General features: G+C 66.4%; 20 protein-coding genes. 11 read left to right on the top strand and 9 right to left on the bottom strand.

Annotation, left to right across the window (positions count from 1 at the left end):
• Positions 1–18 precede the first annotated feature (18 nt).
• A complete protein-coding gene (locus tag AC5Y7E_RS18140) occupies positions 19–1170 on the top strand; it encodes an aromatic ring-hydroxylating oxygenase subunit alpha (protein ID WP_499950151.1) in 1152 nt (383 codons plus the stop codon).
• On the opposite strand, the gene AC5Y7E_RS18145 is transcribed toward AC5Y7E_RS18140, so the two are convergent.
• Positions 1153–2502, bottom strand: coding sequence for a lipocalin-like domain-containing protein (locus tag AC5Y7E_RS18145; protein WP_499950153.1), 1350 nt, complete (start codon positions 2500–2502; stop codon positions 1153–1155). The two genes, AC5Y7E_RS18140 and AC5Y7E_RS18145, sit on opposite strands and share 18 nt — an antisense overlap.
• A gap of 82 nt (positions 2503–2584) precedes the next feature.
• Here AC5Y7E_RS18145 and AC5Y7E_RS18150 point away from each other — a divergent pair, with 82 nt between their 5' ends.
• The gene (locus tag AC5Y7E_RS18150) at positions 2585–4051 is read left to right on the top strand and encodes an aldehyde dehydrogenase (protein ID WP_499950154.1); all 1467 of its coding nucleotides are present in this window, start codon (positions 2585–2587) and stop codon (positions 4049–4051) included.
• A gap of 315 nt (positions 4052–4366) precedes the next feature.
• Here AC5Y7E_RS18150 and AC5Y7E_RS18155 read toward each other — a convergent pair whose 3' ends face one another.
• From AC5Y7E_RS18155 to AC5Y7E_RS18175, 5 genes are all read right to left on the bottom strand, one after another.
• Positions 4367–4828 (bottom strand): MaoC/PaaZ C-terminal domain-containing protein, encoded by a 462-nt coding sequence (locus AC5Y7E_RS18155; RefSeq protein ID WP_499950155.1) that lies wholly within the window; start codon positions 4826–4828, stop codon positions 4367–4369.
• Positions 4825–5355: a MaoC family dehydratase gene (locus AC5Y7E_RS18160; protein ID WP_499950312.1), complete on the bottom strand. Its 531-nt coding sequence runs from the start codon at positions 5353–5355 to the stop codon at positions 4825–4827. Before AC5Y7E_RS18160 ends, AC5Y7E_RS18155 begins: the two co-directional genes overlap by 4 nt.
• 14 nt (positions 5356–5369) lie before the next feature.
• Positions 5370–5795, bottom strand: coding sequence for a nuclear transport factor 2 family protein (locus AC5Y7E_RS18165; protein ID WP_499950157.1), 426 nt, complete (start codon positions 5793–5795; stop codon positions 5370–5372).
• 90 nt (positions 5796–5885) lie between these two features.
• On the bottom strand, positions 5886–7472 hold the full coding sequence (locus AC5Y7E_RS18170) for an AMP-binding protein (RefSeq protein ID WP_499950159.1): 1587 nt from the start codon (positions 7470–7472) through the stop codon (positions 5886–5888).
• A gap of 18 nt (positions 7473–7490) precedes the next feature.
• Positions 7491–8600, bottom strand: a complete 1110-nt coding sequence (locus AC5Y7E_RS18175; RefSeq protein WP_499950160.1) for an aromatic ring-hydroxylating oxygenase subunit alpha — start codon at positions 8598–8600, stop codon at positions 7491–7493.
• A gap of 94 nt (positions 8601–8694) precedes the next feature.
• Between AC5Y7E_RS18175 and AC5Y7E_RS18180 the strand changes: the two genes are divergently transcribed.
• A complete protein-coding gene (locus tag AC5Y7E_RS18180; protein ID WP_499950162.1) occupies positions 8695–9993 on the top strand; it encodes a cytochrome P450 in 1299 nt (432 codons plus the stop codon).
• Positions 9994–10020: 27 nt separating this feature from the next.
• On the opposite strand, the gene AC5Y7E_RS18185 is transcribed toward AC5Y7E_RS18180, so the two are convergent.
• Both AC5Y7E_RS18185 and AC5Y7E_RS18190 read right to left on the bottom strand, forming a co-directional pair.
• A complete protein-coding gene (locus AC5Y7E_RS18185; protein ID WP_499915237.1) occupies positions 10021–10212 on the bottom strand; it encodes a ferredoxin in 192 nt (63 codons plus the stop codon).
• 18 nt (positions 10213–10230) lie between these two features.
• Positions 10231–12624 (bottom strand): CaiB/BaiF CoA-transferase family protein, encoded by a 2394-nt coding sequence (locus AC5Y7E_RS18190; RefSeq protein WP_499950164.1) that lies wholly within the window; start codon positions 12622–12624, stop codon positions 10231–10233.
• Positions 12625–12719: 95 nt separating this feature from the next.
• Between AC5Y7E_RS18190 and AC5Y7E_RS18195 the strand changes: the two genes are divergently transcribed.
• Positions 12720–13541: a FadR/GntR family transcriptional regulator gene (locus AC5Y7E_RS18195; RefSeq protein ID WP_067127936.1), complete on the top strand. Its 822-nt coding sequence runs from the start codon at positions 12720–12722 to the stop codon at positions 13539–13541.
• Positions 13542–13560: 19 nt separating this feature from the next.
• Positions 13561–14277, top strand: a complete 717-nt coding sequence (locus AC5Y7E_RS18200; protein WP_499950166.1) for an SDR family oxidoreductase — start codon at positions 13561–13563, stop codon at positions 14275–14277.
• Here the strand turns inward: AC5Y7E_RS18200 and AC5Y7E_RS18205 are convergent.
• Complete coding sequence (locus AC5Y7E_RS18205; RefSeq protein WP_499950167.1) at positions 14243–15115, bottom strand: LLM class flavin-dependent oxidoreductase; 873 nt, start codon at positions 15113–15115, stop codon at positions 14243–14245. The two genes, AC5Y7E_RS18200 and AC5Y7E_RS18205, sit on opposite strands and share 35 nt — an antisense overlap.
• 76 nt (positions 15116–15191) lie before the next feature.
• Here AC5Y7E_RS18205 and AC5Y7E_RS18210 point away from each other — a divergent pair, with 76 nt between their 5' ends.
• Genes AC5Y7E_RS18210 through AC5Y7E_RS18235 form a run of 6 tightly spaced genes read left to right on the top strand, consistent with a single transcriptional unit; the run spans position 15192 to position 22554 of the window.
• Complete coding sequence (locus tag AC5Y7E_RS18210) at positions 15192–16262, top strand: acyl-CoA dehydrogenase family protein (RefSeq protein ID WP_499950168.1); 1071 nt, start codon at positions 15192–15194, stop codon at positions 16260–16262.
• Between the two features lie 49 nt (positions 16263–16311).
• Positions 16312–17418, top strand: coding sequence for an acyl-CoA dehydrogenase family protein (locus AC5Y7E_RS18215; RefSeq protein ID WP_499950170.1), 1107 nt, complete (start codon positions 16312–16314; stop codon positions 17416–17418).
• Complete coding sequence (locus AC5Y7E_RS18220; protein WP_499915226.1) at positions 17415–18572, top strand: acyl-CoA dehydrogenase family protein; 1158 nt, start codon at positions 17415–17417, stop codon at positions 18570–18572. The genes AC5Y7E_RS18215 and AC5Y7E_RS18220 overlap by 4 nt, the downstream gene beginning before the upstream one ends.
• Positions 18569–19504, top strand: coding sequence for an acyl-CoA dehydrogenase family protein (locus AC5Y7E_RS18225; RefSeq protein WP_499915225.1), 936 nt, complete (start codon positions 18569–18571; stop codon positions 19502–19504). The genes AC5Y7E_RS18220 and AC5Y7E_RS18225 overlap by 4 nt, the downstream gene beginning before the upstream one ends.
• Positions 19501–20997 carry a class I adenylate-forming enzyme family protein gene (locus AC5Y7E_RS18230; RefSeq protein WP_499915223.1) on the top strand — a complete coding sequence of 499 codons (1497 nt, stop codon included), beginning with the start codon at positions 19501–19503 and terminating at the stop codon, positions 20995–20997. The genes AC5Y7E_RS18225 and AC5Y7E_RS18230 overlap by 4 nt, the downstream gene beginning before the upstream one ends.
• A 39-nt stretch (positions 20998–21036) precedes the next feature.
• The gene (locus AC5Y7E_RS18235) at positions 21037–22554 is read left to right on the top strand and encodes an HNH endonuclease signature motif containing protein (protein WP_499950171.1); all 1518 of its coding nucleotides are present in this window, start codon (positions 21037–21039) and stop codon (positions 22552–22554) included.
• Positions 22555–22589: the final 35 nt, after the last annotated feature.

A 22589-nucleotide genomic window follows, 5' to 3' on the forward strand; every position in this document is an offset into this window, starting at 1 on the left:
ACTGCAATCGGAGATCAGATGGATCACGACCAGCTCATCGACCTGACCCGGCGCGCGTTGAAGTTGGCGCGGGACAAGGCGACCGATCTCGCTCCGGCTCAGCACACGGTCGACGCGCGTGACTACACCAGTCTCGAGCGGCACCACCGGGATCGGGCCATGCTGCTGGCCAGCCCGCAGTTGGTCGGCTACGTCTCGGAACTTCCCACTCCGGGTTCGTACTGCACGAAAACGGTGATGGGGCGGTCCATCCTGCTGACCAGAACATCAGCGGGAACGGTCAAGGCGTTCAGCAACGTGTGCCTGCACCGCCAGTCGCAGGTGGCGACGGGATGCGGCACCGCAAAGCGGTTCACCTGCCCATACCACGCCTGGACATACGACAACACAGGTCGCCTGGTGGCAGTTCCCGGGCGAGAGGGTTTCCCAGAAGTGACGGTCAAGTCCGATGGTCTGACCGAACTCCCGGCCACCGAATTCGCCGGATTCCTTTGGGTGGCATTGAATCCCGGATCCACGTTGGATGTGGCGGCACACTTGGGCCCGCTCGCCGAGGAGCTCGACTCATGGGGCATCGGGCGCTGGTCACCGCTGGGCGAGAAGGTATTGGACTCCCCCATCAACTGGAAATTGGCGATCGACACCTTCGCCGAGAACTACCACTTCGCCACCGTGCATCAGCAGACGTTCGCCACGATCGCGCGCAGCAACTGCACGGTGTTCGACTCCTATGGGCCGCATCACCGGCTGATCTTCCCGCTGAACACCATTCTGGAGCTCGACGATGTGCCCGAGGATCAATGGAATCCGTTCCACAACATGGTGGTGATCTATGCGTTGTTCCCCAACATCGTGCTATCGGTGACCATCGCCAACGGCGAGCTGTTCCGGGTCTACCCCGGGGATCGGCCCGGTAACTCAATCACCGTCCACCAGAACGCAACACCGCAGGACCTCGCCGATGAGTCGGCGGCCGCCGGCGCCCAAGCCGTCTTCGAGTACGCGCACGCCACCGTGCGCGACGAGGATTACCGGCTGGTCGAGGGGCTGCAGGCCAATCTCGAGTCCGGGGTCCGAGACCACTTGGTCTTCGGCCGCAACGAACCCGGGTTGCAGCATCGCCACATCACGTGGGACCGGGCGCTGTCGCGGTCAGCTGACCCCGGCTGACAGGACCGCGATCAGATCGTCGAGAAGCTGTGCCAGCGTGTGGTTTTCGGCAGACGCCACGTTGGACAGCAGTTCGACGGCGTCCTTGCGCCGGCCCGCCGCCACCAGCGGCGCGACCCGATCCACCATCGCCTGCAGCTCGGGCTCCGGCGGTGCCAGGCTCCCGACAGTCGTGGACAGCACCTCGACGAGTTCCCAATCCCGGTACAGCGCCAGCGATCGTTCATTGAACGCGAAGCCCGTCACCGGCTTTCCCCACATGGTCCCGTGGTAGCGATAGGGGCCCTCCATGTACTCGATCGGCAACCCGTGGGCCGGGGCCGCCACCAGCGGCTCGCCGATGAGATCCAATTGCAGTGTGGGGCAGGTGATCCGGTGCCGGTCGGGCATGTACCGGGCCGGCGCGAGAGGCCGCACCAGGGGCCGGATGGCCTCGGGCCACCGCACATAGCTGCTGACCGTGACCTCGATGTCTTCGGCACACTCCGGCGGGATCGCGGAGTCCGGGTAGCTCGTCGTGACACCGGTGAACGGCTGCAGCGCATTGCCGTCTTTGCGGTCGAACTGCCGCCAGATGCTCAGGTCCACCCCGTTGTCGAAATTGATCGTGCGCCATTCGTGTGACCGGGCCCGCGGGTCTCCCGCGGATCCCCCGCCGCCGGCGTATTTGGGGAACCACTGCCGATCGACGTGCCCACTGGTGCCGGACACCTGCTCGACCACGTTCCCCCAGCGCAGAGTGCCGGCCATCGCCATGCCGGTCTGGAAATAGGAGTAGGTATCGCTTTGACCGAAACAGACGATTTTTCCGTTATAGGTCGATGCACCAACTGGTGTCGGTGCGCGCGTTGGGGTTACGGCCAGATCAAGTCGCATGGGCCGCCCGGACTGATCCTCTCCGACCAGGCTGACCCGGTAGGTGTAGGGCAGCAGTTCACCATCGCCGTTGCGACTGGTCGTCCACGACGCGGTTCCCGCGCTGCTGTGGTAGTTGATGTCGAGATGGCCCACCGCCATCGTCAGCTTGCGCTGGGCGCCGGGCTCCATGTTGGCAGGCGGCATGTCGTAATCGGTGAAGGTGCCGTATTCACCGGTGTCGAGGTCGAACAGCGCCATCGTGTAGAAGTCTGCGACGACCGTTCCCCCGGGCCGGTTCTTGTTGAAGATGGTCAGGAAGGCGAACGACCGATCGGCCTGGGCGGAGACGAGCTGCCCGGCGATGAACCAGGTGTCCGACTCCTGGTCGGGGTGTTCGCCCTCGGCGGCGGGAAACTCCAACTGGCCGTCGCCGGGCACCAATTGAAACGGGTAACTGCGCCAATCGCTGGTCATAGAGGGCCTCGCTGCTTTTTTCGCTATGTTAGCGTGAATAGCGAAATTACGGCCACGGCCCGATCCCTGAGGAAGTGCCCCGATGACAGAGACTTCCGGCCATCGCTCCTATAACGAGCTGTTCATCGGGGGCCAGTGGCGCAAGCCCGCCAATCCCCAGCAGCTCTCGGTGATCTCGCCGCACTCCGAAGAGCCGGTCGGGCATGTCCAGGTCGCGGGCCCCGACGACGTCGAGGCCGCCGTCGCCGCCGCACGGCACGCGTTCGATGACGGTCCGTGGCCACGGATGAGCCATGCCGATCGAATGGCCAAAGTCGAGCAGCTCGCCGGGATCTACGCCGGCCATGCCGACGAAATGGCCGACCTCATCACCGACGAGATGGGGTCGCCGCGCAGCTTCAGCCGGATGGGCCAGGGGGCGGCCGCCGTAGCGCTGATCCACCTCTCGCTGGCCGCCGCGCGCGAGTTCCCGTGGGAGGAACGTCGCCAAGGTGTGCTCGGCGAAGTACATCTGCGCAGGGCCCCAGTTGGGGTGGTCGGCGCGATCGTACCGTGGAACGTGCCGCAGTTCTTGATCATGCCCAAGCTGATCCCGGCGCTGATCGCCGGCTGCACGGTCATCATCAAACCCGCACCCGAAACCCCTTTGGACGCTTTGTGGTTGGCCGAGATGATCGAGGAGATCGGGCTACCCGAAGGCGTGGTGTCGGTGCTGCCCGGCGGCCCCGAGATCGGTGAGGCGCTGGTGCGCCATCCCGGCGTGGACAAGATCGCGTTCACCGGGTCCAGTGCTGTCGGCCGCCGGATCGCCGCGCTGTGCGGCGAGCAGCTCAAGCGGGTGAGCTTGGAGCTGGGCGGCAAGTCGGCGGCGATCATTCTCGACGACGCCGACATCGGTAAGACGGTGGCGGGCCTGAAGTCCGCCGGGCTGATGAACAATGGCCAGGCGTGCGTCGCGCAGACCCGGATTCTGGTCAGCGACCGCAAGCATGACGAGGTCGTCGACGCGCTGGCCGACATGATGTCCGCGCTGAACGTCGGTGATCCGGCCGACGACGCCACGGACATCGGACCGCTTGTGGCCCAACGCCAACAGCGCCGCGTCCAGGACTACATCAAGTCGGGCCGCAGCGAAGGCGCCCGCGTTGTGCTCGGTGGCGAACAGAGCCCTTCCGAGCGGGGCTGGTATGTACAGCCGACGCTGTTCACCGACGCCACCAACGACATGCGCATCGCCCGCGAGGAGATTTTCGGTCCCGTGCTGACCGTGCTTCGCTACCGTGACGAAGACGACGCGGTCCGCATCGCCAACGAGACCGATTACGGCCTGGCCGGTTCGGTGTGGACCGCCGACATCCAGCACGGCCTTGAGGTCGCGGCCGCCGTCCGCACCGGGACCTATGGCATCAACATGTACACCCTGGACATCGGTGCACCGTTCGGCGGATTCAAGCAGTCCGGCATCGGGCGCGAGTTCGGGCCGGAGGGGCTAGATGAGTATGTCGAGCTGCAGACGCTGATCTGCAAAGGTCAGCTGCCGCCCCTATAAGGTTTCCGCTCGCCACCGCGGGTCGCGGCCAAGCCGCGCCAAAAGCGTTGCCTGCGCACCATTTCTGTCGCCGATCACGACTGGCGCACCGAACATCCCCGATGCGGCCAACGCCTGAGGGTCCTCCGGGAGAGCGGCGCAGAACATTTCGCACCATGAGGGGTCCAGGCCGTCGTCGGCGCCCACCGCGCGGGCGAGGTCCCAGGTATGCACCAGGACGTCACGGGTCAGGTTCGGAATCAACCTGTAGGCATCGAGCTGCGTCGCTCCGCCGCGCCGAAGCGACGGCACACCGCCAAATGCAGTTCGCCGGCGTCATCCATCGCCGTCGCGCGGGGAGTCGGGCACGTGCAAGGTCAGCTCGACGGGACAGCACAGCGCGCCATGCTGATTGGTCACCTGAATCTCGACGTCGACCAGGCAGCGCGGAGGGTCGACCGAGGTGTCCCGGCGCTTCGCCACGGCCCGCCCCCGGCCGATCATCGTGTCGCCGGCATACACCGACCCGGCGAGCCGCATGGACCGCCGCACCACGCGCGAGCGCGGGCCCGCCCAGTCCGTCGCGATGCGGTCGGCGAATCCGGCCAGGTGCATCGTGTTGACGTAGATTGTCGGGTTCCCCTGAGCCACAGCGTATTCCGGATCGAAATGGCCAGGGAAATAGTCCCACGTCGCTCCGGCGTTCTCCACCACCCGCTGGTAGCTGATGTGGTCGATCACCTCGGGCAGGTCGACCGGAACGCTGATCTGGTGCCACTCCAGGCCGTCGGCGCTCACGTGGACGCTTTCGGAGTGAACCGGAACAAGGTATTGCGACAGGTGGCCACCACGGTCTGATCTTGGCGGCGATAGGTCTCCAGCGTCTCGACGAAATGGCCGACGCCCAGCCGTGTCCGCTTCTCCGGCGACACCGAAACCAGCTCGTCGACGACGGTCAGCACGTCGCCCTCGACGATGGGTTGTGGAAACTCAACCTCGTTGGCCGCGTTGATGATTGTGGTGCCGGGCAGCGGCACCCGCAGGGCGATCAAGGAAGCCGCCCTCCTACCTCCCGGTTGCCATGGCGGTGCGACCAGCCAGCCCATCAACAGCGCCGGCGGCGCCAGCAGGCCACCCCAATGCAGGCGCGCGAATTCGGGATCCCAATACGAGCGATTGGCGTCGCGGACCATCGCGGCGAACAGCTGGATGCGCGCGGCGCTGACCGCGGTGGCTGCGGTGCGGGGCTCGCCTTTCGCGCCGACCATCCGCAGCGCGTCGTCGTACGTGCCGAAGGCCAGCCGCTCACCGAAATCCCGATCCACGTAATCGGCGCCGCTCACATGACGAGCGGGTGCCGACTCGGCACCGAATCCCACTGCAACATGCGGGAAGTGAAATACCAGCCGCCCCGCTCGTAGATCAGCGTGTCACGGAATATCCCGGTGGCGCGCAGCACGGTGTCGCCATACACGGCCGCGAAAAGCACGGCGACGCAATGCTGAGTCGCGTTGACGCCGTCGACCTGGATTTCGTGATCGACCGTGATCAGTCGCTGGCCATCGCCACCGTCGAAGGCCGAACGCAGGTCGTTGAACAGCTCGCCGTCGCGGGTGTAGCTGGCGCCGGAGTGGCGGAAGGTGGCGATCCAGCGGTCACGGTCACCGTCGGAATAGGCCCGATTGTGCCGGGCATCCAAATCCAGGATGGCGCCGCGTCCGGTGGCCGCTTGGAGCATTTGCTGTTCCTGATAAGTCATGGTCATCGCTTTTCAGCCTCTCTCGGAAATGACTGCCAACAACGGGCTGACGGAACACTGAGACAACTCATCGACTACTAGCGACACTATCGGAACCTAACGGCTAACGACATACCCACTCTTTTCACGATCCCACGTAGTCGGATTGACGCCCCGTTCGCGCAATAAGTCTTTGCGTATCCGGCCGATCGCATTTTTCGGGAGTTCGCCAACGGTCTCCACGAATCGCGGCACGCAGAAATACGGCATGCGTGACGCGCAGAAGTCGAGCAACTCCACGAAATCCAGTGTGGTGCCTGGTCGCAACGTAACGACCACCAGTACATCGTCCTCACCCAGTTCGCTGGGCACGCCGACCGCGGCGGCCTCCGCAACCGCGGGATGGCACATGACGACGCGCTCCACTTCGACCGAAGAGATGTTTTCGCCGCGGCGGCGCAGCGCATCCTTGGCACGGTCGACAAATGTCAGATTCTGATCGCAATCGAGGCGCCCGAGATCGCCGGTGCGAAACCATTCCGGATGCGGCCTTATTCGCGAGTCCGCCTCCACGTAACCCTCGCTCATCACGTGCGGATGCCTGGGCCGGCAGGCGATCTCACCCACGCTGTCGGCGGGTAGCGGGTTTCCTTGTTCGTCGAGGATCCGCACGTCGAAATCGGAATTGGGCCGACCCGACGTACCGGGAACCCCGGCGTCGGACAGCGCCTTGACCGCGATGGGGAACGCCTCGGTGAGCCCGTACATCGTGACGATGCGGCAACCGTAACGCTTTTCGATGTCGCGGAAGGACTTCGCGTCGATCGGGGCGGCGGAAATGAACCGCAGCGGTAGCCGTGCGTCGTCCGGATCCGCGGGAAGACTCTGCAGCATCGAAACCATCGCCCCGGCGCCGGCGAATCCGACGGCACCGTGGGCGCGTATGTCATCCCACACCTCGCCCGGGTGAAAAGCCCCGGCCAGCACCGTCGTCGCGCCTATCAGCATGGGCGCCAGGATGCTGGGCGCCGCGCTGAGGTGAAATAGCGGCATCGCCGTCCACAGCACTTCGCCCTCGCGAAATTCCCAGGCCGACGCGACGGTTGCGGCCACCGAAAACAGGTAGTGCCATGTCGTGGCGACTGCTTTGGATGGGCCGGTGGTTCCTGACGTGTAGAACAAGCAGCCAAGGTCGCCCGGATCTCCGGGGGCGTCGGTGGCTGCGCCTTCTGCGTTCCGAGCCAGCGCCTCCGTCAGTGAATCACCCTGCACCACAATGTTTGTCAGAGATTCTGCCGCGTCGGCAACCTCGACGGCGCGGGACTGGCGTTCGGTGTCGGTCAACATCACCTTGGCCTGCGACAGCCGAAGGGCGTGCAGCAGGAAGTCGCCCTTGTTCGCGGCATTGACCGCCGCGCTCACCGCCCCGATCCGCGCGGCGCCCAGCCAGAAGTACACCCACTCCGGACACGTGCCGGTGAACAGCGCGACGCGGTCTCCGCGCCCGACACCCAAGCCGGCCAACATGTTTGCCGCCGCACAGGACCGCTGCCGCATCTGCTCGAAGGTCACGTCGACACCGGCGATGGACATCATCACCCGATCGGGGTACTGCCGCGCGCGGCGATCGAGCACGGCCGGCACGGTGAAACTGTCGACGCCGAAATCGGAGGGCCGTGCGGGCCCGCTGCGGTCAGCGCACATCGAGGTGTCTGGCTCTGATCAAGCTTTGGCGGCCGCGGGGTCGGGCTCACCGTCGGCGCTGTAACCGAAGTCGGAGGGCGACGGCTCCTCACCCGGGTAGAAGCGGTGCGCCCAGCGCCGCAGGGCCGCGTAGTCGTGCGCTTCTTCGGGAGCGAGATTCGGCTTCTCCAGGTACTTCATGTTCTCCCACGTGAAGAAGTCCTGCTTGATGACCTCTTGCTGCAGCGCCAGGAACCGGGCGGCACGTCCGGTGGGCTCGTCACCGCTATCGCCGGGTTCACGTACGGAAGCCTGGGTGTAGAAGTAGTCGGTGTAATCCTCGTCGACCGGCGTCTGGCCGGTGACCTGCACCGTGGCCACCAGTTCGCTGGGAAAGCGCACCACCCCCAAGCCCAGCGAGTAGTTGTCGTAGATGATCTTGGCGTCGACCGGACCATTCGGCGTCAGCCACGTCTGCGCCCGTCCGCCGCCGAAATGGGCGTTGACGGTTGCGTGCAGGTGATACCCGGCCACCTCGAACGACGCGGTGGTGGCCGGATTGGCGGCCTTGTGCACGTACTGAACGTGGTAGGGGTCAGCCGCGTTTTCGATGATCATCTGCGGATGCACCTTGACCCGGTTGAGCATTTGGGTGTGCGGGTGCAGCGGGTAGTACTCGTTGGTTTCCAATTCCGGCAGCACCGGCGGCTGCCAGTAGGGCGCCCGTCCGTGCCGCTCGTGCCAGGCCAGGATGAAGCCGTACCACTCCATGCTTGGGTAGGTGCGGATGCGGACATTGTTCTTGCAGCCGATCTTGCTGTAGGGAATCAGCGCGTTCGTACCGTCGCCGCGCCACTGCCAGCCATGCCACGGGCAGACGATGTTCTCGCCTTCCACCGTGCCGCCGACCCCGAGGTTCGCGCCGAGGTGCTGGCAGTAGGCCTCCATCACGTGAACCTGGCCCGACTCGGTGCGGAACAGCACCAGTTCCTCACCGAAGTAGTGCGCGCGCCTGACCTGGCCGGGAGCCAGATCGGTTCCAAAGGCGACGATGAACCAGCCCGTCGGGAAGCGGTAGGTCGACAGCGCGATGCCGGCCTGCCCGAACTCCCGTTCTGACGGGTCTGATTCTGGAATCGTATTCGTCACGAGAACTCCGTTTCCCACGCGGCCGGGCGCATCATGGGCCGCTCTTACCTCACCGCGTTTCGACGACTAAAGTCTATTTTTACTATTTTAAGCATTGAACGTCAACGCGGCACCGGCCGGTCGCCGCGTGGCGCCTGAGCCGATGGGGGTTCGCATGACGGCCGCTGCAGTGGACCTTTCCGATTTCGCCTTGTGGCGTAATGGTTTTCCCGATGAGCTGTTCGCCGAGCTGCGGCGCACCAGGCCGCTTTTTCGGCACGATCTGACACCGGGCGTCGTCGACACCGTCCAGCGTCAGTTCTGGGTGGCCACCAAACACCGTCACGCGGTCCGCCTGCACCGCGACACCGAGTCGTTCACCGCGGCCGACGGCCCACTCATTCAGCCAGTCGCCATGTTCTCGTCGTTCCCGACGATCATCACGCTGGACCCGCCGGACCTGAACAAGCGCCGGAAACTGATCTCCAACGCCTTCAACCCGCGCGCGATCGCCAAGCTGGAGAACGGCATCCGGGCGCGTGCGGCGCGGATGATCGACGGCCTGCTCGCGCAGGGCGGTGGAGACTGGATCGAGGACGTCGCCGACGCGTTACCGATGTCGGTCATCGGCGACATCATTGGCATCCCGGAGGAAGACCGGCCACGGATATTCGACATCTTCGACCGCATCCTGAAGGTGCTTGCGCCCGAGGCGGGCCCGAGCGGGCAGGTGGAACTCGAACTCTTCGGCGAGGTCTTCGGGTACGCGATGGAGCTCACCGCCGAGAAGCGGCGCAATCCCACCGACGACATCTGGAGCACGCTCGCGTCCGCGGTGATCACCGGTGACGACGGCGAGCAGTTCAGCCTCCCCGAGAACGAACTCGAGTTCTTCTTCTTTGTGCTGGCGTTCGCCGGCAGCGACACCACCAAGAACGCACTGGCCATCGGGTTGCAGGCGTTCGTCGCCAACCCCGGGCAAATCGAACGGTATCGCGAGCGCGAAGACCTTCGCGCCAGCGCGGTCGAGGAGGTGTTGCGCTGGGCGTCGCCGGTGGCGTACTGGACGCGCACCGCAAAGGTCGACGTCGAGATGGACGGTCAGCACATCGCCAAGGGCGAACGCGTGGTGTCCACCCTGCGTTCGGCCAACCGCGACGAGGAGGTCTTCGAGTCCCCGTTCACCTTCGACATCGGCCGGCAGCCCAATCCTCATGTGGCTTTCGGGGGCGGCGGCCCGCACCACTGCCTGGGCGCCATGCTGGCCCGGGCGGAACTCCGCGCGGTCCTCGACGAACTGTTTCTGCGCTGCGACGACATCGAGATCGGTCCGGCGAAGGTGTCCCATCCGAACCTGGCCACCAACATGTCGATCTACGACGAGATGTCCATCAAGCTGACCGAGCGGCACTGAAGTCAGCGCACGGCGCTCGAGCGGCCGTCAGTCGACCAACCGCAAGGCGGCCTTCGGACATTGGTCCACCGCGGCGCGCACGTCGATTTCCAGCCGCGGCGGCACGGGGCCGTCCGCGATCTGCACCACATCGGCGTCGCCCAGCTCGAACACCTCCGGCGCAAGCGATTCGCAAAAACCGTTGGCTTCACACAAGTTCTCGTCGACCGTCACGCGCATTGATTGCCCTCCACTTCTCTAGAGGCCCTTGGGTCGGGTCCCGATCACCCCGCCGGTCGCGAGGCGTGTCAGTTCTTCGTCGGTCAGCCCGCACCGATCGCGCAGGATCTCCTCATTGTGCTCGCCCAGCTTCGGTGGCGGCCGCAGCAGCCACTGGTCCTGACCGGCGAGCCGGGCGAACGGCGGGCAGGGGTACAGCCCGAGTCCGGTACTCGCGTGATGCAGTGCCTCGAAAAAGCCGCGTTCGCGCAGTTGCGGGTTGTCGGTGACCAGTGACGGCGACACCACCGGCGCCGCGGGAACACCCGCAGCGGCCAAGCGCTCCACCGTCGGGACAAGTGGCTGCCCGCCGCACCAATGCGCCAGCCTGCGGTCGATTTCGTCGGCCCGACCCTGGCGCCCTTCGATGGTGGCAAGCTGCTCGTCGTCGCACCAGGCTGGTCGCCCCATCGACTCCACCAGCGCCCGCCACTGCGCGTCGTCACGCACGGTGATCGCGATCCAGTCGTCCGATCCGGCGCAGCGGTAGATGTTCTGGATGCCCGCGTTGTGACCGCGGTTGCCGCGGCGGCTCAGGGTCACCCCGAAGACTTCGGACTCGATCGCCTGAATCGCGGTGGCGTTGAGCACGGTTTCGAGCATTGGCAGCTCGACCAGCTGACCCGTCCCGGTGCGTTCGGCGAAGTTCAGGGCGGCCAGCACGGCGAACGCGGCGTGCACGCCGGCCAGTGGGTCGCAGGCCCCGCGCGGTGTCACCGGCGGAGATTCCGGCAGACCGGTCACCCAGGCCAGACCGGCGATCTGTTCCATGGTGGGGGCGAACCCGACCCGTTCCCGCCACGGCCCCTCGACGCCGAACGCGGGCATCCGGGCGAACACCAGTTTCGGATTGGCTTCGCGCAGCACGTCGTCGGTGAGCCCGAATTGCTCCATCACCCGTGGCGAGAAATTCTCGATCACGACGTCGGCGCGGCCGACCAACTCGATGAACAGGCGACGGCCCTGCTCGGATCCCAAATCCAGTGTCACCGAACGCTTGTTGGTGTTCATTGCGTGGAACACCCAGCCGTACTCCCACCAGTCGTCGACGTCGGTGCGCATCCCGCCCGAGTACCGGATGCCGTCGGGACGCTGAATCGACTCGATCTTGACGACGTCGGCGCCGAAGGCGGCCAGCAGGTGGGTCGCGGCGGGGCCGGCCCAGAACGCGGTCAGGTCGACGACGCGCACGCCGGCCAGCGGAAGCCCGTTCGGCGCCCCTTCTATCTCGGGTTCCACACGGCGCCAAGGGGATTCGCCGTCGGCCTCACCAAGAGCGGGCGTATCGCCCAAGCGCGCGGGCGCACACACCGACATCAGCCACGGCGGCCGGGGCTGATCGAACCCGGCGGGGTTGCGGGTGAAGACTTCGCGCTCGCGCACGTAATCCAGCTCCCGGATGGTCGAGCCGTTGCCCAGCGCGGCGATCGGCAGCCGGAATAGCTGCCCGAGTTCGACGATTTCGGCGACCGTCCGTTCGGCCAGCCACGGGTGGATCTGCTCGCGGATCAGGTCCCGGTATTGCCACCGGCCGATTTGGAACCGCAGCTGTTCGATCTCCTCCAACAGCGGACATTCCACCATCGCGGCGAAGTCGAGCCACTGCTGACCGGTGACCATGGTGATCCCGACGTACCCGTCCTTGGCGGGCTCGATCGACGGCACCTCGGTGGTGCGCCGGATCGGCGGGACGCGCAGCAGCTGTGAATGCAGCCATTCGCTGCTCTGCATGGTGGTGATGGCTTCCAGCATGGACAGGTCCAGGTGTTCGCCGGGACCGCCGTGCTCGACACGGCGGCGGACTGCCAGTGCGCCGAAGGCGGCGAACACGCCGCCCATGTACTCGCCGAGATCGCCGCCGATGGAGATCGGCGGCCCGGCGGGGTCGCCGCGGAAGCCGGGCGAGCCCGCCCACGCCTGCAGGGTGAACTCGGTGGCCGCCCGGTCCGCGTAGGGCCCGGCCCAGCCGAAGTCGGAGATGGACACGATGATCGCCCGCGGCGAGAGTTCCAGCAGTTGTTGCGGGTCGACGCCCAGCGCCGCGGCGCGCGCCCGCCCTGCGGTCACGACGACGACGTCGGCGCCGGCCAATTCGTCACGGTAGCGCTGGGTCCCGGGTGCGAAAGTCATGCTGCGTTTGCCCGCGTTGAGGTAACTGAAAAACGGTGCGCTGCGTTCCTCGGCAATCGGGGAACCGCTGGCGGAGAACCGTCGTAGCCAATCCCCTTGCGGCGGTTCGATTTTGTGCACCTGCGCGCCGGCGTCGCGCAGCAGCTTGCCGCAATAGCTGCCCGCTATCCGGTCACTGATCTCGACGACACGCAAATCGTTTAGGGGTGTCGGCCGGCTTTCGGACCGCTCGCTCAATTGCACCCGCCCTTCCGATCGGCAAGCGATCAGAGAAGCTATTTATATCATTACTGCTAAAATAGCTAAGCCAGCGTGTTGCATTTCGTTTCGAGGATCGGATGACCGCCTTGGGAATTGGCCCCGACGCCCGGCGCCGGTTGTCGGCGCCGCGGATCGCCGAAATCGTAGCCGACGAGTTGCGCCGTCAAATCATCGACGGCGAGCTCGCGGACGGTGATCTCTTGCCGCGCCAAGAGGTGCTCGTCGAACAGTTCAACGTCAGCCTGGTCTCGCTGCGCGAAGCCCTGCGGATCCTGGAGACCGAAGGCCTGGTCTCGGTGCGGCGCGGCAACCGCGGCGGTGCCGTCGTCCACGCCCCGGCGAAGACCAGCGCCGCCTACATGCTCGGGTTGTTGCTGCAGAGCGAGTCCGTCGAGGTCGCCGACCTCGGCATGGCATTGCAGGAACTCGAGCCCGCCTGCGCCGCCCTGGCCGCCCGCCGGCCGGACCGGGCGGACACGCTGGTGCCCGAGCTCACCCGGATCAACGAGTCAATGGCCGAAAACTTGGACGACGGAAGGCTTTTCACCGAGATAGGACGCGAGTTCCATGATCTCATCGTCCGCGGCTGCGGCAATCACACGATCATCGCGGTCGTGGGAAGCCTGGAGACACTCTGGAGCAGTCACGAACGGCAGTGGGCCGACGAGAGCGCGTCGCGTGGCACCTACCCGTCGCTCGCCCAGCGCCGCGCGGTGCTCAACACGCACGTCAAGCTGACCGAGACGATCGCCGAGGGCAACGTCGACCGCGCCCGCCGCATCGCGGGTCGCCACCTGGCCGACACGCAGACCTACGTCCTGTCCGGTCAGCACGATCAACGCATCTATGCGCTCTCCCCGCAGGCGTTGTCGCGGCCGCGGGACATTCGGCACTCCTGACGAGCGGCCTGCGACGGTCATGCGAACCGCATTAGTCACCGGCGGAAGCGGCGGGATCGGAAAAGGATGCGCCCGCAAGCTCGTTGAGCGCGGCTATGACGTGGTGCTCTCGGCGCGCCGCGAGGCCATGTTACGCGCGGCCGCCGAGGAGATCGGTGCTCGCCACATCGTCGCCGACGCGTCCGACCCCAGCGGATTCGCCGCCGCGATAAGCGCATTGGAGACAATCGACCTCGTTGTGCACGCCGCCGGTGCGCTCGGCGGAACCTACGCCCGCAAGCAGACCTTCGAACAGTGGCACACCATCATGTCGGCCAACCTCGATTCGTGTTTCGTGGTCACCTCGGCGGTGCTGCCGAAAATGACCGCGGGCTCCCGACTGGTGTTCATCTCGTCGTCCGCCGCACACGAGCCCATGCCGGCCCGCACCGCGTACTCCGCCTCGAAAGCCGGCATGAACGCGTTCGCTCGAGCCTTGGCCCTGGAAGTCGATCGCGACGGCATCAGCGTGCACATCGTCACGCCGGGACCGGTGGCCACCGAGATGCTGCAGGACGTTCCGTTCGAGATGTATGCCATCGGGGTGTCCGACGTCGCCGAGGCGGTCGCCTGGCTGGACACCATCGATCCGTCGGTCGATCTGCCGGAGATCCGGTTGTCCGCCGTGGAACGGGGCCCGTTCGCCCGCCCGCCGGTGGTGCCTACCGAAGCCCGGCGCCGCCGGCAAACGCCTTGATCACCGATTCGCCGAACTCGTGCAGGGAGTCCGGGGCGGCGAAGTCGGCGAACCACACGTAGAACCGCTCGACCCGCTGGGCGGCCAAACCGCGGAAGTGCCCGATCAACTCGTCGGCATCGCCGCAGACCAGTCCGGACCCCAGGTTGCCGAACCGACGGGTGCTCACCTCGCGCACCGTGTCGGGGTCGCTGCCCGACCGCACGAAACCCACCATCTGCTGAATCGACATCCTGGCCGTTCCCGCGGCCGGGGCGAGCTTGGTCAGCCTGTCGAGCTGATTCGCCGGCAGATTCCACCAATCTGCGTGTCTGCGAACGAGTTCCATCATCCTTGGTCCGCTCCCACCCAGAACCAGCGGTATCGGGTACGAGCGGCGCGGGGCTTGTGCAGCCGGGCCGGATTCTTGGTCGCCGTCGCCCCAGTACTGCCTGATCAGATCCAGGTGGCGGCCCAGTTGCTCGACCCGGGCCCGCGGATCCTGTTGGCCGACATTGAATCTCGCGAATTCGGAGGGCCACGATCCCGATCCCAGGCCGAGCTCGAACCTCCCCTCGGACGCCTCCGACAGGGTGACGGCCTGTTTGGCGAGCACGGCCGGGTGCCGAAACGCGTCACACAGCACCAGATGACCGACCCGCAGCCGCTCGGTCCTGGCCGCCACCCAGTTCGCAATGCCCATTGCCTCCCAGATGCTTTCGTCGGGGAGCCCCGGGGCCTCGAGGTGATCGATGAAGGCGATTCCGTCGAAGCCGCTGGCCTCGGCGTGACGCGCCCGGTCGGCGATGGCGGCCGCCGACAGCCTTACCTGCGGCAGAAACAGATACCACTCGGCCATGCGCCACCTATGCGTTGATATCCGTGCGATTGCGACGGGACGGCTAGTTTATTATCTTTACTATGTTAGAGGTCTTATGGATGTCGGACTGAACTCGGAGCAGCTGTCGCTGCGCGACACCGTACGCGACATATTACGTACGGAGTGCCCGCCGGACGCCGCGCGCCAAGCGATCAGCGACCCCGAGCGCTGGCGCGCCCTGTGGAAGACCGTCGTCGATCTCGGCTGGACCGAGCTGGCCGCCCCTGACGCCGGCGACTACGGGCCGGTCGAGCTAACCGTGGTTCTCGAAGAATGCGGCGCGGCCCTTGCGCCAATTCCCTTGCTGGGCAGCGTCGGACTGGCCGCGGGCGTGTTGCGCAACAGTGGGCTCGACGCGGTGCTGACCGACATCGCCGGCGGTGTGGTGGCCACCCTGGCTGTCCACGCCAAGGGATCGCGACTGCCCGGCGCGCCGATGGCCCTGTCCCAGGGACGGCTGCGCGGCACCGCCGTTGCCGTCCCCAACCTGTCGCGCGCGGAGCTCGTCGTCACGTTGGCTCGCACCGACGACGGTGACACTGTGGCGGCCGTCGCCCGCTGCGGCGACGGGGTCACCGCGGTGCCGGCGACCGAATCCACCGATCCCGCTCAGCCGTTGGCCGCCGTCGAAATCGACACCGAGCCCATCGCTATTGCACCGGTCGAACTCGAATCGGCATTTACGGCGCCCTGGGTGGCCGCGGCCGCCGACCTCCTCGGCGTGGCGAGCGCCGCGTTGCACCGCTCGGTCGAGCACGCCAAATCACGGCGGCAGTTCGGCCAGCCGATCGGCGGGTTCCAGGGCGTCAAACACGCACTGGCCGACAACTACGTCAGCGTCGAACGCGCCCGCAGCCTGACCTATGCGGCGGCGGCCCTTCTCGCCGATCCGGCCGCGCCGCGCACCGAAGTGTGGACCGCCGCGGTGCTGGCCAAGGCGGCGGCCAACGACGCGGCGGTCGGCTGTGCGCGTACCGCTGTCCAGGTACACGGCGCGCTCGGGCAGACCTGGGAACACGACGCCCACCTGTATGTCAGGCGTGCCTGGCAGGGCGCCGCAATGCTGGGCGACAGCCGCTCCCTGTACTTCGAGGTGGGGCGACGATTTTGCGGGGGTGCCGCATGAGCCGCACCGGCGACGATGCAGAGCGCAGCGATGAGGAGGAGCGGTGCCCGTGAGCACGGTCGTGGCGGAATTCGGCGCTTGGCTCGCGGAGTTCCTGCCCCACGACTACTACGCGAACTACCGGCAGTACCGATGGGATCTCGGGTTGCGGCGCCAGTACCAGCGCGCCTCGTTCGAGGCCGGATGGCTGCAGCCGACCTGGCCACGCGAGCACGGCGGCCGATCGCTGGGCTTGCGCGACGCCATGGAAGTCCGGATCGAGGCGGCGATGCGGTCGGCGCCCAAGCTGCCCAACATCGCCGGACCCAACGTCGCCGCGCCCGGCATTCGCCAGTTCGGCACGCCCGCCCAGATCGAGCGTCTGCTCGTTCCGCTGCTGCGCGGCGACGAGTGGTGGGCGCTGGGCATGTCCGAGCCCGAAGCCGGGTCGGATTTCGCCGGTCTGCGAACCCGTGCCGAGCGCGACGGGGACGTGTTCCGGGTCAATGGTCACAAGATTTGGACCACCCAGGCACACGAGTCGCGGTGGTGCACGCTGTACGCGCGCACGGATCCGCAAGCCCCGAAACACCGCGGCATCTCCTGCCTCATCCTCGACCTGCATTCGCCCGGGGTCAGGGTCGAGCCCATCCGGATGGCCTCCATCTCCGACGAAACCTTTTGCGAGGTCTTCCTTGACGACGTCGAGGTGCCTGCCGAAAATCTGCTGGGACCGCTCAACGGCGGTTGGAATGTCGCCCTGTCGTCGCTGCACCACGAACGCCAGATGATCTGGATCATGAACTGGGTCGAGATCAAACGCGGACTGGCCTCGGTGCGTGATGCCGGCGCCGCGGACTCGGGCCAGGACGTGTATGCCGAACTCGGTTCGTTGTTGGCAGACGCCGAAGCGTTGCGGGCCACCGGATATCGCGCTTTGGGCAACGAACTCGCGGGACGGCCCAGTCCGGAAGCCGACACCATGAAGTTGCTCGGATCGCTTACGTTACAGCGTGTTTGGGAACTGAGCGCGGCCGTGACGGGCCCGGTTTCGGCCACCGATCCGGACCTGCTGTTCGAACGTCAGGACGCGTTGGCCGCGACGATTTACGGCGGGACATCGGAGGTTCAACGCAACATCATCGCCGAGCGGCTGCTCGGGTTGCCGAAGGGATGACGACAATGGATTACGACCTCGGCGACGATGCAGGGCAACTGCGCAGCCATCTGCGTGAGCTGGTTGCCAACCACATCCCGGCCGACTTTCTGGGAGCCTGCACCGAGAACCCGCAGGACCTCGCCACCACCGAGACGTTCTGCAAATTGCTGGCGACCGAGGGGCTACTGGCGCTGGCGTGGCCGAAAGAGCATGGTGGCGGCGGTGGTTCGGTCTGGCAGCAGACGGTGCTGCGCGAGGAGATGTGGGCCCAGCACGAGCCGCGGGGTCCACAGTACATGGGCATCAACTGGGTCGGACCCGCGCTGATGCGGTACGGGACGGCCGAACAGAAGGCCAAGCACCTGGCGGCCATCGCCTCGGGCGATGTGATCTGGTGCCAGGGCTTTTCCGAGCCGGAGGCCGGAACCGACCTGGTGTCGTTGCGCACCCGCGCCGTTGCCGACGGCGACGGGTGGCGCATCACCGGCCAGAAAGTATGGACGTCGTATGCACTGATGGCATCGTGGTGCGTGTTGGCGGCGTGCACCGACCCCGAGGCACCAAAGAACAAGCGGCTCACCCTGTTTCTGATTCCAATGGACCGGGCCGGCTTCACCGTCCGGCCGATCCCGTCGATGCTGGGACCGCACCACCTCAACGAGATGTTCCTCGACGACGTGCAGGCGTTTCCCGGCGACGTGCTCGGCGAGGTCGGCGACGGCTGGCGGGTGATGCGCGAAGCTCTGGCTTTCGAGCGAGTGGGCATCGCACGCTACGCGCGCTGTGAATCGCTGCTCGAAAGGATGCGCGCCCAACTCGGCGACGACTGGGATCAGCTGCCCGAAACAATCCGCACCCGATGGGTGCGCGCACTCGTCGATCTGCGGGTCGCCCGATTGCTCGCCTATCGCGCCGTATCCCTGCAGGACGACGCGGCGGCCGGGGCGGCCGCCAGTGCCGCGCGCATCATCACCACGACGTGCGACCAACTCGTCGCCGAGCTGCTGTTCGACGTGCTCGGCCCGACGGCGCTCGACAGCGGGAGTTCCGCGGCGCTGCACGGAGCCATCGAGGACCACTGGCGTTACGCACAAGCCGCGACCGTCGCGTCGGGCACCATCGAGGTGCAACGGATGCTGGTGGCACGAGACGTATTGGGAGAACACAGGTGAAAACCGATCTACCACAAGATGTCAGCGATTTCGCCGTAGTCGCCGGCAAGCGACTCATCCGGTTGGGCGGACCGCCGGCCGCGCTGCGCGCCGAGACCGACGACGCCATCCGCGACGCGGCGCGCGTCGCGCTGCACGATGTCGGCGCGTTCGACCTCGACGTGCGCTCGGCGCCGGATGACCTGCTGGCCGCGGCGGTGCTGTGTCAGGCCGCCGGCGCCACGGCGCTCCCCTACCCCTTGGTGGAGGAGCTGCTGGCCATTGATGGCGCGCGCCTTGCCCTGGTCAATCCGAAGGCCCCGCGCATCGACCATGGCGATCTGGCCGGTGACTGGGTGGCGGCGGACCTAGACGGAAATCGGTACCGGCCTCAGCCGGCCTCGCGGACCGGCGCCAAGCTGGGCCCGTTCCTGGTCCCGGCCACCTTGAGCGCACCCGATGCAACCGTGCCCGCCGCCGACATTAACCTTCATCTCGTGCTGGGATCATGGCGGATTCTGGGAGCGGTGCAGCAATCGTTGCGGATTGTCACCGAGCACGTACGCGCCCGGATTCAGTTCGGCAAGCCGCTCGCGGACTTTCAGGCCGTCAGGTTCGCCGTCGCCGATGCGGCCGTCGCGGTCCGCGGACTGCATGAACTCGCTAAGTTCACCATCTGCCGCGCCGAATCGCTTGCCGCGCAGATTCATTCGGCCGACGCCCTGATCCTTCGGCTCAAGGCCGCCGACACCGCACGACAGGTGATGCGCACGTCGCACCAGTTACTGGGAGCCTTGGGCTTCTGCGACGAGTCCGACGTGAGCGTGCTCGACCGGCACACCCAACCGCTGATGCGATTGCCGCTGGGCACCGAGGAACTCGCGTTGCGCCTCATGCCGTGCGTCTCGGATGGGTCATTCGAGACATTGTTCAGCGGGCCGGTATCGGCGTGACCGAGTCCCCCGCAACCGAGGTGACGCCCAATCCGTTCGACGAGGGAATACCATTCGCGACCAAATTGCACGAGCTCGCTGAGCAACGCCGCGACGATTTAGGCGTCACCATTGTCGCGCTCGATGGCACCGCGGAGGCGTTGACTTTCGGCGAACTCGATGCCCGCGCCAACCAGTGGGGCCGGGCGCTGGCCGGCCTGGGCGCGCAGGCGGGCTCGCTAGTGGCACTGGCCATTCCGAACTCGGTACATCTGGTGCTGGCGACGCTGGGGTGCTGGAAGGTCGGCGCTGTCCCCGTCCCGATGCACTGGGATCTTCCCGAGTGGGAGCGAGACCGGGTGCGTGAGGTGATCGACCCCGCCGTCGTGGTCGACGAAAAGACGCGGTGGGAGTTGGAGACTCGCGCGGCCGGCGAGTCCGCAAGCCCGCTGCCCACCGCCGTCTCCCCGCACGTCAACGGCATCTGCAGCAGCGGTTCGACCGGCGTACCCAAAGTGATCCTGAGCTTGGCACCGTCGTTGTGGACGCCTCAGCACGGCGAGCCGTTTCTGTCGAACTGGACGCCGGTGGCACAGCCGCAGACGATCATGGTGCCGGCACCCATGTATCACACCAACGGCTTTGCGACGTTTTTCTTCCTGCTTGCCGGCGACCACCTTGTCATACTCGAAAAGTTCGACGCCGCACTGGTGTTGGATGTGATCGAACGGTTTCGGGTGACCAATTTCACCGCCACGCCCACCATGCTTGCGCGCATTGCGGCCCGGCCGGACGTCCGGCAGCGAGACCTGTCCAGCGTCGTCTTCATCTTGCAGGGCGCCGCGGTGATGCCGCCGTCGCTGATGCACACCTGGTTCGAACTCCTGAGCCCGGAGCGGATCGTGTCGGCGTATGGCATGACCGAGAACCTCGGACTCACCGCGCTGCGCGGCGACGAGTGGCTCACCCACCCGGGCAGCGTGGGCCGCGGCTTCCGCGATACCGAGATCCGCATCCTGGACGCCGACAAACGACCGCTGGGTCCCGGCGAGGACGGCGACGTGTACCTGCGCGCGCCGATGAGTGCGGGATCCCGCTACCTCGGGGGTGCGACACCGCTGCCGTCAACTGACGACGGCTTCCGCTCCGCCGGCGATATCGGTCACCTCGACGCGGACGGCTACCTCTACATCGTCGACCGCCGCGTCGACATGATCGTCACTGGCGGCGCCAACGTCTTTCCGGCGGAGGTCGAGTCGGCGCTCGCGGGTCATCCCGGGATCGCCGACGTGGTGGTCATCGGACTCGCTGACCGGCAGTGGGGACGCCGAGTGCACGCGGTGATCCAAATCGCGGACGGCGCGCAGGTCACCGAACAGCAGGTGATCGAGTACGCGAAGAGCCGGCTGGCCCCCTATAAGGCACCAAAGACCGTCGAGTTCGTCGACGCCATCCCCCGCACCGCGGCGACCAAGGTCAATCGCTCGGCGATGATCGCGGCCCGGGGCGGCTGACGGGACGGCTTGTCAGCCCCGCGGCATATAGTCGAATATATGTTCGAAGGGCCGACGGGACGTGGGTCGCCACCGGAGGTGATCGCCCGGTTTGACGCGATGGTCGCGCGCCTCAATCCGGCCACTACGCCGGAGTCCGCGGCCTTGCTGGAACGGATCTGTTCGTCGTCGCGCGCGGAGAACCGAGCGGCCGGTGAGCGCTTGGTGGCAATCGGCGAGCTCGACATGCTGCGGCTGCGCCAATACGGGGAGCGCGAGACCTGGGCCACCGACACCTGGGATTCCATCTCCGCCGAGATCGCAGCGGCGCTGAGAATCAGCCAGGCGCAGGCGTCGAGTTTTCTGAATTATTCGCGGGCCATGCGGAATCGGCTGCCAAAGGTGGGCGCCGCGTTGGTTTCCGGTGACATCAGTTACTCCACGTTCCAGACGATCGTGTTCCGCACCGACTTGATCAACGATGCCGAGGTCATGGCCGCGGTCGACGCTGCGCTCGCGCTGCGAGTCCAACGATGGCCGACGATGACGCGCGGACGCCTGGCAGCTGCGGTGGACCGGATCGTGGCCCGGGCCGATCGCGACGCGGTCCGGCGACGCCGCGAGCACCAGGCGGGTCGTGAGTTCTCCATTTGGGATGGAGGCGAGGGCCTGTCAGAGGTTCACGGCACACTCTTCGCCACCGATGCCCACGCCGTCGATGCGCGGCTGAATGCCTTGGCCGCCACAGTATGCGAGGCTGATCCGCGCACCCTACAACAGCGCCGCGCTGACGCGATGGGGGCGCTGGCGGCCGGAGCCCAAAGGCTGCGATGCCGTTGCGGGCAGCCGACGTGTCCGTCAGGCGCGGCCCCGGCGAACCCGGTGGTTATCCACGTGGTCGCCAATCAGTGCACCATCGACGGCGCTTCGCCAGACCACGGTTCGATGATCGGGACCGACGCGCTTATCCCTGCGGAACTGATAGCTGAGCTTGCCGGGTCAGCAACGCTTTTGCCCGTAAAGCATCCCGGGGACGCACCGCCGGAGCGCGGGTACGTCCCTTCGCAGACGTTGGCCGATTTCGTGCGCTGTCGCGATTTGACGTGTCGCTTTCCCGGGTGCGACCGCCCCGCGACCGAAGCGGATCTCGACCACACGATTCCTCATTCTCAAGGCGGCGCGACGCACGCCTCCAACCTCAAATGCCTTTGCCGACAACATCATCTGATCAAAACCTTCTGGGGATGGCAGGATCAGCAGCTGCCTGACGGCACGGTGATCTGGCGCGCCCCGTCGGGGCACACATACGTGACCACCCCGGGCAGTGCGCTCCTGTTTCCGTCCTTGTGCGCGCCAACCGGTGAAATCGCCCAGCCTCGACTGCCCGACCGCCTCACCGATCGTGCCGCGATGATGCCGCAGCGGCGGCGCACCCGCGCCGAGAACCGCGCGAAGTACATTGCCGGCGAACGCCGGCACAACCGCGTAGTGCGGCAAGCCCGCCGATCCGCCCGCCAGGCCGCTTCAGCCGGACCCGCCCCTCCCGCAGACCGCGACGATGACCCGCCGCCATTCTGACGCAGAAGAATTCGCCTGAATCACCGCATTCGGCT

It is taken from the genome of Mycobacterium sp. NGS17 (genome assembly GCF_059813205.1).

Bases quoted from the DNA above. Each gene is read 5' to 3' on its own strand.
- AC5Y7E_RS18220 (WP_499915226.1), top strand. From the start codon at position 17,415: ATGACGACAATGGATTACGACCTCGGCGACGATGCAGGGCAACTGCGC.
- AC5Y7E_RS18140 (WP_499950151.1), top strand. From the start codon at position 19: ATGGATCACGACCAGCTCATCGACCTGACCCGGCGCGCGTTGAAGTTG.
- AC5Y7E_RS18165 (WP_499950157.1), bottom strand. From the start codon at position 5,795: ATGACCATGACTTATCAGGAACAGCAAATGCTCCAAGCGGCCACCGGA.
- AC5Y7E_RS18150 (WP_499950154.1), top strand. From the start codon at position 2,585: ATGACAGAGACTTCCGGCCATCGCTCCTATAACGAGCTGTTCATCGGG.
- AC5Y7E_RS18195 (WP_067127936.1), top strand. From the start codon at position 12,720: ATGACCGCCTTGGGAATTGGCCCCGACGCCCGGCGCCGGTTGTCGGCG.
- AC5Y7E_RS18145 (WP_499950153.1), bottom strand. From the start codon at position 2,502: ATGACCAGCGATTGGCGCAGTTACCCGTTTCAATTGGTGCCCGGCGAC.
- AC5Y7E_RS18210 (WP_499950168.1), top strand. From the start codon at position 15,192: ATGGATGTCGGACTGAACTCGGAGCAGCTGTCGCTGCGCGACACCGTA.
- AC5Y7E_RS18200 (WP_499950166.1), top strand. From the start codon at position 13,561: ATGCGAACCGCATTAGTCACCGGCGGAAGCGGCGGGATCGGAAAAGGA.
- AC5Y7E_RS18205 (WP_499950167.1), bottom strand. From the start codon at position 15,115: ATGGCCGAGTGGTATCTGTTTCTGCCGCAGGTAAGGCTGTCGGCGGCC.
- AC5Y7E_RS18170 (WP_499950159.1), bottom strand. From the start codon at position 7,472: ATGTGCGCTGACCGCAGCGGGCCCGCACGGCCCTCCGATTTCGGCGTC.
- AC5Y7E_RS18235 (WP_499950171.1), top strand. From the start codon at position 21,037: ATGTTCGAAGGGCCGACGGGACGTGGGTCGCCACCGGAGGTGATCGCC.
- AC5Y7E_RS18185 (WP_499915237.1), bottom strand. From the start codon at position 10,212: ATGCGCGTGACGGTCGACGAGAACTTGTGTGAAGCCAACGGTTTTTGC.